15 protein-coding genes are annotated in these 13,836 nt (G+C 41.1%); 8 read left to right on the forward strand and 7 right to left on the reverse strand.

The window, feature by feature from the left end; genetic code table 11:
- Window positions 1-4 precede the first annotated feature (4 nt).
- The 5 genes from rplB to rpsJ are packed head-to-tail and all read right to left on the reverse strand — an operon-like array spanning window position 5 to window position 2,729.
- Window positions 5-829, reverse strand: coding sequence for a 50S ribosomal protein L2 (gene rplB / locus ACSLUH_RS11860; protein WP_448567223.1), 825 nt, complete (start codon window positions 827-829; stop codon window positions 5-7).
- Between the two features lie 11 nt (window positions 830-840).
- Complete coding sequence (gene rplW, locus ACSLUH_RS11865; protein WP_184425251.1) at window positions 841-1,143, reverse strand: 50S ribosomal protein L23; 303 nt, start codon at window positions 1,141-1,143, stop codon at window positions 841-843.
- A complete protein-coding gene (gene rplD / locus ACSLUH_RS11870; RefSeq protein ID WP_448567225.1) occupies window positions 1,140-1,745 on the reverse strand; it encodes a 50S ribosomal protein L4 in 606 nt (201 codons plus the stop codon). Before rplD ends, rplW begins: the two co-directional genes overlap by 4 nt.
- An 18-nt stretch (window positions 1,746-1,763) precedes the next feature.
- Complete coding sequence (gene rplC, locus ACSLUH_RS11875; protein ID WP_448567227.1) at window positions 1,764-2,402, reverse strand: 50S ribosomal protein L3; 639 nt, start codon at window positions 2,400-2,402, stop codon at window positions 1,764-1,766.
- Window positions 2,403-2,417: 15 nt separating this feature from the next.
- Window positions 2,418-2,729, reverse strand: a complete 312-nt coding sequence (rpsJ, locus tag ACSLUH_RS11880) for a 30S ribosomal protein S10 (RefSeq protein WP_115998799.1) — start codon at window positions 2,727-2,729, stop codon at window positions 2,418-2,420.
- A 521-nt stretch (window positions 2,730-3,250) separates the two neighbouring features.
- Between rpsJ and fusA the strand changes: the two genes are divergently transcribed.
- From fusA to ACSLUH_RS11900, 4 genes are all read left to right on the forward strand, one after another.
- Window positions 3,251-5,338, forward strand: a complete 2,088-nt coding sequence (fusA, locus tag ACSLUH_RS11885) for an elongation factor G (protein ID WP_448567229.1) — start codon at window positions 3,251-3,253, stop codon at window positions 5,336-5,338.
- A gap of 136 nt (window positions 5,339-5,474) precedes the next feature.
- Window positions 5,475-5,915 carry a zinc uptake transcriptional repressor Zur gene (gene zur / locus ACSLUH_RS11890; protein WP_448567231.1) on the forward strand — a complete coding sequence of 147 codons (441 nt, stop codon included), beginning with the start codon at window positions 5,475-5,477 and terminating at the stop codon, window positions 5,913-5,915.
- Window positions 5,916-6,357: 442 nt separating this feature from the next.
- Window positions 6,358-6,822, forward strand: coding sequence for a chemotaxis protein CheX (locus tag ACSLUH_RS11895; protein WP_448567233.1), 465 nt, complete (start codon window positions 6,358-6,360; stop codon window positions 6,820-6,822).
- Between the two features lie 29 nt (window positions 6,823-6,851).
- Window positions 6,852-7,277, forward strand: coding sequence for a secondary thiamine-phosphate synthase enzyme YjbQ (locus ACSLUH_RS11900; protein WP_448567301.1), 426 nt, complete (start codon window positions 6,852-6,854; stop codon window positions 7,275-7,277).
- 18 nt (window positions 7,278-7,295) lie between these two features.
- On the opposite strand, the gene ACSLUH_RS11905 is transcribed toward ACSLUH_RS11900, so the two are convergent.
- Entirely contained in the window at window positions 7,296-8,201 is a 906-nt protein-coding gene (locus ACSLUH_RS11905) for a LysR family transcriptional regulator (protein WP_448567235.1), read from the reverse strand.
- 132 nt (window positions 8,202-8,333) lie between these two features.
- On the opposite strand from ACSLUH_RS11905, the gene ACSLUH_RS11910 reads away from it, so the two are divergent.
- The 4 genes from ACSLUH_RS11910 to ACSLUH_RS11925 are packed head-to-tail and all read left to right on the forward strand — an operon-like array spanning window position 8,334 to window position 12,682.
- Entirely contained in the window at window positions 8,334-9,422 is a 1,089-nt protein-coding gene (locus ACSLUH_RS11910; protein WP_448567237.1) for an FAD-dependent oxidoreductase, read from the forward strand.
- A gap of 29 nt (window positions 9,423-9,451) precedes the next feature.
- The gene (locus ACSLUH_RS11915; RefSeq protein WP_448567239.1) at window positions 9,452-10,654 is read left to right on the forward strand and encodes a pyridoxal phosphate-dependent aminotransferase; all 1,203 of its coding nucleotides are present in this window, start codon (window positions 9,452-9,454) and stop codon (window positions 10,652-10,654) included.
- Window positions 10,641-11,510: a DsbA family protein gene (locus ACSLUH_RS11920; protein WP_448567241.1), complete on the forward strand. Its 870-nt coding sequence runs from the start codon at window positions 10,641-10,643 to the stop codon at window positions 11,508-11,510. The genes ACSLUH_RS11915 and ACSLUH_RS11920 overlap by 14 nt, the downstream gene beginning before the upstream one ends.
- A gap of 23 nt (window positions 11,511-11,533) precedes the next feature.
- Window positions 11,534-12,682: a hypothetical protein gene (locus ACSLUH_RS11925; RefSeq protein ID WP_448567243.1), complete on the forward strand. Its 1,149-nt coding sequence runs from the start codon at window positions 11,534-11,536 to the stop codon at window positions 12,680-12,682.
- A 68-nt stretch (window positions 12,683-12,750) separates the two neighbouring features.
- Here ACSLUH_RS11925 and alr read toward each other — a convergent pair whose 3' ends face one another.
- Window positions 12,751-13,824, reverse strand: a complete 1,074-nt coding sequence (alr, locus tag ACSLUH_RS11930) for an alanine racemase (protein WP_448567303.1) — start codon at window positions 13,822-13,824, stop codon at window positions 12,751-12,753.
- Between the last annotated feature and the right edge of the window lie 12 nt (window positions 13,825-13,836).

The following is a 13,836-nucleotide window of genomic DNA, read 5'->3' on the forward strand; positions in this document are numbered from 1 at the left end:
ACTATTATTTAGTACGACGACGTACGATGAACTTATCAGTACGCTTGTTGCTACGAGTCTTATAACCCTTAGTTGGTACACCCCATGGAGATACCGGATGACGACCGCCTGAAGTTCTACCTTCACCACCACCGTGTGGATGGTCAACTGGGTTCATGGCAACACCACGAACAGTTGGACGAACACCGCGCCAGCGTGAAGCACCTGCTTTACCTAATGAGCGAAGCATGTGTTCAGCGTTACCGATTTCACCTAGAGTTGCGCGACAATCTGCTTCGATTTTACGCATTTCGCCTGAGCGTAAACGCACAGTAACGTAAGCACCGTCTTTAGCAACTAATTGAGCATAAGCACCTGCCGCACGAGCGATTTGAGCACCTTTGCCTGGTTTAAGTTCGATTGCGTGAATAACACTACCTAAAGGAGCGTTACGCAATGGTAATGTGTTACCTACTTTAATTGGCGCATCAACACCTGACTGGATCATGTCACCAGCAGTTAAGCCTTTAGGGGCTAAGATGTAGCGGCGCTCACCATCTGCATATAATACTAATGCGATGTTAGCAGTACGGTTTGGATCATATTCCAAACGTTCTACTTTAGCAGGGATACCATCTTTATTTCGTTTAAAGTCAATCATACGATAGTGATGCTTATGACCACCACCTACGTGACGAACGGTAATACGACCTGTGTTGTTACGACCACCTGATTTAGATTTAGTATCTAATAAAGGTGCGTAAGGCTTACCTTTGTGCAACTCAGGGTTAACCACTTTTACTACGTGGCGACGACCCGGAGAAGTTGGTTTACATTTTACAATAGCCATTTAACCCTCTCCTATGCTTCTGCGCCAACGAAGTCGATGTCAGAACCTTCAGCAAGAGTAACGTAGGCTTTTTTCCAATCGCTTCTGCGACCAAAACGAGCGCCTGTACGCTTTGTTTTACCCTTAACATTTAAGGTACGAACACCTTCAACTTTAACTTCAAAAAGTTTTTCAACAGCAGCTTTGATTTCAGCTTTTTTAGCATCAGTTGCTACTTTAAAAACAACTGTGTTGTTTGCTTCAGCAGCCATTGTGCTTTTCTCAGAAATGTTCGGTGCCAAAAGCACTTTTAACAAACGTTCTTCGCTTATCATGCTAACATCTCCTCAATTTGCTTAACTGCAGAAGCAGTCATCAATACTTTTTCAAAACCAACTAAGCTAACTGGATCAATGCCTGCTACATCGCGAACATCAACTTTGTATAGGTTGCGAGCAGATAAGAACAAGTTCTCATCAACTTCTGGAGTGACGATTAAAACGTCTTTTAACTCTAAACCTTTTAACTTAGAAACGAGTTCTTTTGTTTTTGGCGTTTCAACTGCAAAATCATTTACCACAACTAAGCGTTCTTGACGAACTAACTCAGAAAGGATGCTTTGAATCGCACCACGGTACATTTTACGGTTTACTTTTTGGCTGTGATCTTGAGGACGAGCAGCGAATGTAACACCACCAGATCTCCAAATTGGACCACGAGTTGTACCAGCACGAGCGCGGCCAGTACCTTTTTGACGCCATGGCTTCTTGCCACCGCCACTTACTTCAGAACGGGTTTTTTGCTTAACAGTACCTTGACGAGCACCTGCTGCATAAGCAACAACTACTTGGTGTACTAAAGCTTCGTTAAACTCACGTCCGAAGGTTGCTTCAGAAACTTCAAGAGCGCCCGATGCGTCTTTTAATGCTAATTCCATCAAAATTCTCCTCAGACGTTAGGCTTTAACAGCTGGCTTGATGATTACGTTGCCATTAACAGCACCCGGAACTGCACCTTTAATAAGGAGCAAGTTACGTTCTGCATCAACGCGAACCAATTCAAGGTTTTGTGTCGTTACACGCACAGCACCCATGTGACCAGACATCTTTTTGCCTTTAAATACACGACCTGGTGTTTGACACTGGCCGATTGAACCGTTTGAACGGTGAGATAATGAGTTACCGTGAGTCATATCTTGCGTGCGGAAATTCCAGCGCTTGATACCACCTTGGAAACCTTTACCTTTCGAAGTACCGGTTACGTCTACTAATTTAGTATCGTTAAAAACTTCAACAGTAATTTCGCTACCAGCAGCTAAGTCAGCACCTTCACCTTCCGCTAAACGGAATTCCCATAAACCACGACCAGCTTCAACACCTGCTTTTGCAAAGTGACCAGCTGCTGGCTTGTTTACTCGGTTTGCTTTTCTTGAACCAGTAGTTACTTGAATCGCTGAATAGCCATCGTTGTCTACAGTTTTTACCTGAGCAACACGGTTGGCTTCAACTTCTAGGACTGTAACAGGAGTAGAAACACCATCTTCAGTGAAGATGCGAGTCATACCAACTTTACGTCCGACTAGACCTATAGTCATGTCAAAAACCCCCTATTAACCCAAGCTAATTTGAACGTCGACACCTGCTGCAAGATCTAAACGCATTAATGCATCAACAGTCTTTTCAGTAGGTTCTACGATATCAATTAAACGCTTGTGCGTACGAATTTCGTACTGATCACGCGCATCTTTGTTAACGTGTGGAGAAATCAAAACAGTGAAACGCTCTTTGCGCGTAGGTAATGGAATAGGACCACGAACCTGTGCACCAGTGCGTTTAGCAGTGTCAACGATTTCCGCTGTAGATTGATCAATCAAACGATGATCAAACGCTTTCAAACGAATGCGAATTCTTTGATTTGACATTTATCAAATCCCCAATTTAAAGAACGAACAAAATACTGCCCATCACCTTTTACTTAATGAAAAGGGGGGAGTATCGCTAATAACATTCAACCCCCTATCGGGGTTGCTGTAGTGAGGTTGATTTGCTTATAAACCATACGTTTTTTGGCTAATCAACCTTTTAAATCACGTGACGTTAGTCAAACGTGGACGCGTATTATACATAAATATGTTTTTTAGGCAAGACAAAATTTAAAACACATAAAATAGCGATACCTTGTAAATTATTTAGCATGAACATGATATTTGATTAACAGAATTTTTAGTTTGTATATATAAGCAGAGCTATATCCATTGCATAGAAGGTGTTTCTATATTGGAAGATTGTCATTTGACTATTTAAACCAAACAGACTAATAAAACGATTTTATTTTCTTTTAGTTATTTTGGTTTGATTTAAGTTCTGCTATACTCCCGCGCAAATTTTCGTCAATTCCATACACTGGTGTGGAATTTAGTCACACATTATATAGAGTAAAGTAATGGCAGATTTATCAAAATACAGAAATATTGGTATTTTCGCTCACGTTGATGCGGGTAAAACCACCACAACCGAACGAATTTTGAAACTTACAGGTATGATCCATAAAATTGGTGAGGTTCATGATGGTGAATCAACAACTGACTTTATGGAACAAGAAGCGGAGCGTGGTATTACTATCCAATCTGCAGCCGTTACGTGTGAATGGAAAAAGCACCGTTTTAACGTTATCGACACCCCAGGCCACGTTGACTTCACCGTTGAAGTTTATCGTTCATTAAAAGTACTTGACGGCGGTATCGGTGTATTCTGTGGTTCAGGCGGTGTAGAGCCTCAGTCTGAAACAAACTGGCGTTATGCAAACGACTCAAAAGTAGCTCGTTTGATCTTCGTCAACAAATTAGACCGTTTAGGTGCAAACTTTTATCGTGTTAAAGACCAAGTACAAAATGTCCTTGGTGCACGCCCATTAGTAATGACATTACCGATTGGTGAAGAAGATAACTTTGTTGGTGTTGTTGATGTATTAACACAAAAAGCTTACGTGTGGGATGACTCTGGTCAACCAGAAAACTATTCAATAGAAGATATTCCAGCAGACATGGTTGATGATGCAGCAGCATATCGCGAAGAATTGATCGAAACAGCTTTAGAAGCTGATGAAGATATGTTAATGGAATACTTAGAAGGTGAGTTAGATCCAACAGAAGAACAAATCAAAGCATGTATTCGTAAGGGCACAAACGAATTATTGTTCTTCCCTACATACTGTGGTTCCGCGTTCAAAAACAAAGGTATGCAATTACTTCTCGACGCTGTTGTTGACTACTTACCATCTCCAACAGAAGTTCCACCTCAGCCATTAACTGATGAAGAAGGTGAACCGACTGGTCAATATGCACTTGTTGACGCTGAAGAGCCATTCCGTGCCTTGGCATTTAAAATTATGGATGACCGTTTTGGTGCGCTTACTTTCGTACGTATCTACTCAGGTCGCCTTAAGAAAGGTGATACTGTTCTTAACTCTTTCACTGGTAAAACTGAACGTATCGGCCGTATGGTTGAGATGCAAGCAGAAGACCGTACTGAGTTAACTGAAGCACAAGCAGGTGACATCTTAGCCATCGTTGGTATGAAGAATGTTCAAACTGGTCACACATTATGTGATGTTAAGAACCCTTGTACACTTGAAGCAATGGTTTTCCCTGAACCAGTAATCTCTATCGCTGTTGCGCCTAAAGATAAAGGTTCTACAGAGAAAATGGGTATCGCTATCGGGAAAATGGTTGCTGAAGATCCTACGTTCCAAGTTGAAACTGATGAAGATTCAGGTGAAACCATCCTTAAAGGTATGGGTGAATTACACTTAGATATCAAAGTAGACATCCTAAAACGTACTTACGGCGTTGAGTTAGAAGTAGGTAAGCCACAAGTAGCATACCGTGAAACGATCACACAAGAGATTGAAGATTCATACACGCATAAGAAACAATCAGGTGGTTCTGGTCAATTTGGTAAGATCGATTACCGCATCAAGCCAGGCGAAACTAACTCTGGCTTTACCTTCAAATCAACAGTTGTTGGTGGTAACGTTCCTAAAGAATTCTTCCCTGCTATCGAAAAAGGTTTTGCTAGCATGATGGAATCAGGTCCAGTTGCGGGCTTCCCAGTGTTAGACGTTGAAGTTGAATTATTCGACGGTGGTTACCACGCAGTTGACTCATCAGCTGTAGCGTTCGAAATTGCAGCACGTGGTGCATTCCGTCAATCAATGCCAAAAGCGGGTGCTCAACTTTTAGAACCTATCATGAAAGTTGACGTATTCACCCCGGAAGATCACGTTGGTGATGTTATTGGTGACTTGAACCGTCGTCGCGGTATGATCAAAGACCAAGAAGCTGGTACTACTGGTGTTCGTATTAAAGCAGACGTTCCTTTATCAGAAATGTTTGGTTACATCGGTCACTTACGTACGATGACATCAGGTCGTGGTCAATTCTCAATGGAATTCAGTCACTATTCTGCAGCGCCTCAAAACGTAGCTGAAGAAGTTATCGCAGAAGTTAAAGCGCGTAACGAGAAAAAATAAATTTTAATAGTGATAAACTTAATAAAAGCCCTGCTTGTTAATCAAGCAGGGCTTTTTTATTGTGCAATCGACTAAAGTGTGTTTTAGTCCTTCTAATTGATATGGTAGACTTTAAAAAAAACAACATTGATTCATTATGTCTAACGCTCAAAAACTACTTGCACAAGCAAAACAGGTTTGCCTTTCTCGTGGTGCCCGACTAACGGTTACTAGAGAGCAAGTTTTTAGGCTTTTAGCTGAACACCAAGGTGCTTTGGGTGCCTATGAGTTACTTGAGAAACTAAAGGCTTTAGATCCTGCCGCTAAACCAGCGACGGTATATCGAGCGTTAGACTTTTTAAGCAAACAAGGATTTGTTCATAAAATAGAATCAATTAACGCATTTTTACTTTGCCATCATTTTGATGAATGTCATCACCCTGTCCAGCTCTTGATCTGTGACCAATGTGGGCACGTAGAAGAAATTCAGTCAAATCACCTTGATTTAGCACTTAAAACAATGGCTGATGCAAGTGGCTTTTCAATATCACATCAAATTGTCGAAGCTCATGGTATGTGCAGCGACTGTCAACGATAATCAGAATCCTTTCTGATTAATATATCCAATAAATAAACACTGTAAGCATTACCTGGAGCGAAGAAAAACTTTCAGCAACGTTATTTTAATTCTACAAATAATAAGGCGGCTATCAGATTTATGGTCTTAGTTTTTGATTTTTATGCGCTTAACTTGCCAATAGAGCGCGAATAGCATATGTTTATTGCAAAGCAAATATAAAACTTTTTTATAAAGATTATTGGTAAAAAATGAATTACTCACCAATACTTAAAACGAATAAGTAAATAGTGTGAATAATCAAGATACTAAAATAAGACTCTCGGTAATTTATTTTAGTTTGTAGCTAAACCAATAGTCTTATAGACTTTAATAACATTAAATTGGGGTACTAAGATTTACATTTGCAAAATAAGTATGCAAAATCAGTACTCTAGTATTAACTAAGGCCTTGGGAAACTTCATGAATGTAGAGTTTATAAACCCGTTTTTATCATCAATGTTAAACGTCATGTCTACCATGGCTCAAATGGAACTTACACCGGAAAAGCCAAAATTAAAGAAAGATGAAGTCGCAGCGGGCGATGTTTCAGGCTTAATTGGCATGGTCAGTGATCAAACAAAAGGCTCTCTATCCATCACCTTTGATGCCCCTTTAGCAATAGCAACAATGAAAGGTATGGTTGGCGAAAGTCCAGATGAAATTAATGATGAAATCACCGATCTCGTTGGTGAGATAACCAATATGGTCACTGGTGGTGCCAAAAGAATGCTCAGTGAAAAGGGCTTCGAGTTTGATATGGCAACTCCTATGGTCGTTTCAGGCAAAAACCATACTATAAAGCATAAAGCAGATGGTCCTATTGTGATCATTCCATTGAATTCACCTCATGGCAAAGCCTACATCGAGTTCAGCTTCGACAAGTAATTTTCTAACGTTTCATATTGTCCTTGTCTATGTGGATTCAAAAAACAATTATTCTAAAACCGCGGCAACGCGGTTTTCATTTGATCACCGATGAAGTTATCGATAGCTTGCCACAACTTTGTCAGGTCAAATGTGGCTTACTGACCCTTTTTATTCAGCATACTTCAGCATCATTGACGATAAATGAAAACGCTGACCCAACGGTAAGATCAGACTTTGAAGCTCACTTTAATCATGCCATTCCAGAGAATGCAGCTTATTATCAACATACTTATGAAGGTAGTGATGATATGCCAGCCCATCTTAAAGCAAGTACTTTAGGCACAAGTATCACCGTACCGATTACGCAAGGCAAACTCAATCTCGGTGTATGGCAAGGGGTATACTTAGGAGAGCACCGCAACCAAGGTGGTTCAAGAAAGGTTATCGCGACAATGTTTGGAGAGACGAATTAATCCTTCTTTATAAAAGCGTTACCTGCGATTAATCCTTGCTTGCTCAACATCATTTTTTCTCTGATAAAGTAGTTTTAACATTGCTTTGATCTTAGCATCTTCTTTGACGTCTTTATGATAAACAAACCACAGGCTATTCTCATTTTCAACATTAATACTCGACACTTTTACCAATGATGAACTTGGATTAATTTTTTTTTCATCAATTGGTCCAATTCCCATACCGTGTTCGATGGCAGATTGAATATCAACCAATTCATTGCTCTGATAACTTATATTTTCTTTGGTGAGTCTTGATAAAACATCCTTAACAAAAGAAAGCGAACGCTTTTTACCACTGGGCATTACCCATTGGTGCTGCTTAAACTCTTCTGGTGATTGGGGTAAACCTTTTGCTGAGATATAACAAGGGGCTGCATAATAAGAATAGACCAAATCACATATTTTCTTAGCGATCAAATCTCCCTGCATTTTGCACTCTTGACCTGCTCTAATTGAAATATGAGCTTCGCCACTTTCTAAAGGCACGATCTCATCATTAACATCAACTTGAACCGTAAGTTCTGGGTACAATCGTTGACTCTGTTTTAAAACGGGGTGTAAAAATGATGAATACTCAGAAAGTGTGGTTATTTTTAATCGACCCGCTACCTTATGATTTTGCAGTGAAAGCTGTGTTTGTAACGATTTTACTTTAAATTCAATATCTGGCATCGAGCTAAGAAATTGATAACCGCTATCACTTAATTTTATACCTCTTTGGTGGCGGATAAACAGTTTTGTCGCCAGCGCTTGTTCAAGCTGACCGATACGACGAAGTACGGTTGTGTAATTGATATTAAGTTGCTCTGCTGCCTTAGAAACCGAACCTAGCTTGGCAACCTTATGTGCAATTTTTAAATCATCCCAATTTAATTCAGGCATCCGTATCCTTCGGTTCTGCATATTTACACTTTAATTCTGCATTTTATTGCATTAAGCAACCGCATTCAATTGGTTATCATATTAAATATTTACATATCAGTAACAAATAGAACAGTAATCACGGAGAGATTAATGATTAAACGTATTGCAATAATCGGTGGTGGTATTGCTGGATTGGCTTTTGCTGTTCACTACAAAAAACTTGGCGGTAGAGCCGATATTTATGAACGCAGCCATCAGTCAGGTCGTGAAGGTTTAGGCTTTATGATGCTAGAAAACGGTATCGAAGCATTAACTCAATTAGGGCTCTATCAAAGCATGGTAGAAGGTGGTCATCCAATTAACCACTGCCAAATCCTTGATACTGACAGTAATATATTAATCAGCGAACCACTGAAAGGTAGCTTTGGCGTTACCCGGAAAGCTTTTATTGACAGTATATTGGCCGAAATACCAGAAGACTGGTTGCATTTTGATCACAAATTTTCCCACTTTGAATGGGGAGAAGATGGCAATGCAAAAGCGGCAATTTTTGAAGATAGTCAACGTGTTGAGGCCGATATATTCTTAGGTTGTGATGGTGGTCGCTCGCTAGTTAGACAACAAATATTCCCACATGCGCAGCGCTCTGATATTCGAGTAAAAGAGCTCGTTTCAATTATTAAAAGCCCAACCTTAGTGTCTAGTTTAAAACACCAGTTTATCAAGTACAAACAGCTTGAGGGTGGTTTAGCAGCTGGCGTTATGCCTGCAGACCAAGAGCATATCGTTTGGTTTATTCAATATGATTCACACAAATACCAAATCAAGGCAGAAACACACCAAGCAAAACGCCAATTTGCACTGGAAACGGTTGGTAATTGGCCGAGTATTATTGGTAATTTAATCAACTTAACCGATTTCAATAATTCTCATATTTGGAAAACGAGCTACTTGATTCCATTAGAAAAGTTTTACTATCAAAATATCGTATTACTGGGCGATGCCGCGCACGCGTTACTTCCATTTACTAGTCAAGGGGTTAACTCTGCAATCGTCGATGCTATGATGCTCTCAGAGCTTTTAATCAATAGTCAACATGGGTTTACCGTTACGGCATTGGAGCACTTTAGTGCGAGTAGAAGCAAGGTAGTTAACAAGTACCTTGAGCAAGGCATCGCACTGCAAGAAGAGTTTCTGCAGCCCCACCATCAACAGCAAAAAATTCCATTTGCTTTTTAATTCATTTGCACTTCTAATTAGAGGCCCTCATGACACAATCACTTTTCTCTTCAGAGAATGTTCCTCACCAATTACTAAAACAACGCGCCTATAACTACCGATGGGCAGAAACTGAACCAGACATTATCCCATTAACTGCTGCCGACCCGGATTTTGCCGTCGCGAAAGAAATTCGACATGCTATTGTTGATTATGCTTTAGGAGGAGTCTTTTCATATGGTCCGCACCAAGGGCTTAGTGAGTTCAAACAGGCTTTAGTCCAATCAATGGCTAATCGTCGTGACTATCAACTCAATGCTGATTATATCTTGCCTATCGACAGTGTCGCCAGTGGGATGTACAGCGTCATTCAAGCATTCATTAATGAAGGGGACGAAGCGATTATCTTTGATCCCGTCGATTTCCTATTTGAACAATCGGTACTAGCAGCAAAAGGCAATGCCATTCGTTGTCCTTATGATCATGAGCTTGGAGAGTTTCGTCTCGATATGCTTGAGCAATTACTGACACCAAAAACCAAAGTCATTGGTGTTTGCAACCCTCACAACCCACTTGGTCGCCTAATGACAAAGAAAGAGTTAGTGCTAATTGCTGAGTTTGCTAATAAACATGACCTTTGGATAATGAATGATGAAATTTGGTCGGATATTGTTTTTCCAGAAAAACGTTTCACTAGCTTCCACCATTTACCAAGCGAACTGACACAACGCGTTATTACTTGTTATGGCTTTTCAAAAGCATTTGGACTCGCCGGCTTGAGAGTTGGCGCCATTATTTGTCCAACTCAAGCGTCATATCAAAGCATTGTTGAGGCTTCAAATGTTATGACGACTGCAGGTGGTGTCGCGACAATATCACAAATAGCGGCGATCACCGCCTTGAAAGAATGTTGGTATTGGGTTGATGAATTTACCGCTCATCTGACTCAACTGCGTGATTATGCAGTTAAACGCCTAAATCAAATGCCAGGCGTTACCTGCCATACACCAGAAGCAACTTATTTGTTATTTCCAAATATTGAACTTACCGGCTTTTCAGCTGACGAAATCGTCGCTCATTTACTCAAATATAACGTTGCAGTTGTGCCCGGTAATGAAAAGTTTTTTGGTCCAGGGGCCTCTGGACATATCCGTATCTGCTTTGCCACCAGCCAAGAAATTCTCACAGAAGGCCTTGATAGAATGGAGCAAGCTCTCAATCAATTAGGAAGCAATGAAAATGACGCTATGTAACGATGAACTCGGCTGTGTAATTCCAAACATTGTAAATACAAGCTCTACAAGCACAACACAAAATAAGATAGCTGACATCATCTTTGTCACCGATCCGATCTGCTCTCACTGCTGGGCTATCGAGCCAATGTGGCGAAGATTGACGTTAAATTACCATATCAAGGTTAGCTATATTCACGGTGGCTTGCTGCCAGGATGGGAAGGGTTTGGCGATGCAGGTAATGGTATCAGCAAGCCAACCGATGTTATTCCTCACTGGATCCATGTGGCGGAATATTACAAACAACCCATCGACCCAAGCGTTTGGAAAAACGACCCTATCGATAATTCTTATATTCTTTGTAAAGCGGCAATTGCCGTTAGGCTATTGGTACCAGCTTTGGAGTCTGCATTTGTTCGGTATTTACGAGAAAGAATTTTTCTTTATGCTCAGAATGTTGCCAAAGAATCAGACCTATTAGCCTGTGTAAACGCATTTAATATCGATACTAAAGCGTTCCTCGCTACCTTGGCATCAAAAGAAGTTGCGCAAATATTTAAAAATGAGCAGCAAGAGATGGTTGCAATGGGGGCACGTGGTTTTCCGTCATTGATCTTTAACGGCGTCAACAAAGCTGTTATTGCAGGTTCTCAATCTTATCTGCACCTTGAACAGGCGCTGCACCATTGCTTTGGTGATGATATCAAGCTTAAAGAGCTGACCGATAATGAAAAAATTAACGCATATCCTTCGTGGACACTAAGAGAAGCATGTGAAGCTCTGCAAATAAGCGAAAGCAAAGCGAAACAATTGCTAATTGAACATGGTTTTGACAAAACCAACATTGCTGGTAGCGAATTTTGGCAAAAAAATTAATTTTAAGATTTCAGGAAAATACAATGAAAAAGACAGCAAGTGCCATATTTGTGCTGGCGATCAGCTTTAGCGGCTTAGGGCAAGCCAATGACTCGCTTTCTCTGCAAGAGTTAACCGGTGATACTCGAGCCAAGTCATTCAATCAACATAAACCTTGGAAAGATCTCCAAGATACATTTTTAGCCATGAACGACCCTGATCGTTACGCCTGGCAACTCTTTGTTTCTTTAAATTGGCCAGGCAATGATAAGAATTGTCGGCCGGATAAAAACAAAGTACTTGGGGACAACGGACTTACCACATGGCAAATGTGGCGTTCGCGAGAAGAAACATTCTTAGAAAACGCCATCAAGCCTAAATCATGGAAGAAAGCCTGTGCAGACGGCGCTTTTTATACTCCTCCAGCTGGTGATACCAGTAATATATTTGACGAAGAAGTGCGGATGAATAAGTCAGCCTATCACTTCATTCGTGATAACAAGCTTTATAGTTTAGATGAACAAGAACGCCTTGCTGCACAAGGGGTTACTGATATTGATTTTCCGATCGGAGCAAAAGAGATTAAAGCGCATTGGGTGAAGATTGAAGAAACCGATAAACCCAGATATCACTGGATAGAGGTTGAGCGAGATGAACAATTAATGCTGTTTGGCTTATCGGCTTTACATATCATATCAAAGGACATGCCCACGTGGTTTTGGTCTACTTTCGAACATGTCGATAACGAGAATTATTGGCCAACCATTTATCCCGAATCATTTCGTGGTTGGGTAGTCGCTTCCAAAGACAGTGTCGCATGCCCAGCAAGCCAATTAGATTGTAACGAGCTCCCCTCTGGTTTTGGTTTAGAAGGTACCAAGTGGGAAAACTACCGCTTACGTGGCACACAAACAGATTGGGTAGATAACCGCGGTCGAGCTACGGTGCTCACTAACTCTCAAATTGAAGGACCATTTGACCAAGAAACCATGTCATGCCTAACCTGTCATGCTCTAGCAGTGAAAGGGGAAACTGGTCCGGCTATGCCCATTCCACCGGTACAAGCAGAGGTAAATGACCAGGGGCGTCCTCTTGGACACATAGGCCCCGTAGATCCTAGCTTATTTGAAGGGCAACAATTTATCGGTTTAGACTATGTTTGGGCGCTTCGTCATGCTCAGCGAGAGCAATAAGATTTGATTAAATTGACAGTAAAAACTACTGGTTAAGTGGTTAGATAAAAGGTGCGATTAAGCACCTTTTATTTTAATGATATCTCCACCCTTCGGCTAATGTTACACAATAGCTCATAGGGTATCGTCGTTGACCATTTCGCCACCTCTTCTACAGGTAAGCCATCTCCCCATAATGTAGCGACATCTCCAATTTTTTCATTAGCGTTAGCACCAAGATCGACGGTGATCATGTCCATAGAAACGCGACCAACCAATGGGACGATCCGCCCATTCACTAATACTGGTGTTCCCGTTTGTGCATGTCTTGGATAACCATCGCCGTAGCCAATGGCGATCACCCCAATTTTGGTATCTTTTTCGCTCTGCCACGTTCCACCGTAACCAACTGTCTCCCCAGCTGGCAGCTGGCGTATCGCGATAACACTTGCTTGTAAGGTCATCACTGGCGCTAATGCTTTAGCTTTTTCATTAGCTTTCGCCAGTGGAGAAACACCATACAACATCAAACCAGGACGTACCCATTGGTAATGACTCTGCGGCCAAACAAACGTACCGGCAGAATTAGCCAGACTACGTTCATTAGATAATCCTGCAGTAACTGTTTCAAATAATGCGATTTGTGACCTTGTTTTCGGGTTATCAGTATCATCAGCGCACCCTAAGTGACTCATTAATACAATTGGTTGCTGAACATTAGGGCTCATTGAAAGTGCGTGATAGTATTTTTCAAAATCTTGCGGATCTATGCCAAGACGATGCATACCAGTATCTATTTTTAACCAAACTTTTAGCGGCTTATCTAACTTAGCCTGACAAATTGCCTCGAGTTGTTGTTGATTATGAACAATAGTCTGAAGGTTATTGACCGCTAATATATCGAGATCTTGCGGCTCGAAAAAGCCCTCAAGTAAGACGATAGGTTTCACCACGCCACCTGCTCGTAACGCTAACGCCTCTCCTATTCTTGCGACCCCAAAAGCGTCTGCCTGTGGCAAGGCTTTGGCAATTCGCTCAAGTCCATGACCATACGCATTAGCCTTTAAAACAGCCAATATTTTAGCATTTGGCGCTAAATCGCGAATAAAAGTAAAATTACGGTTCAGCGCATCTAAATTGATAACAGCTGTCGCACTGCGAATGGTCATCGTGTT

Source organism: Thalassotalea ganghwensis, from assembly GCF_053485795.1.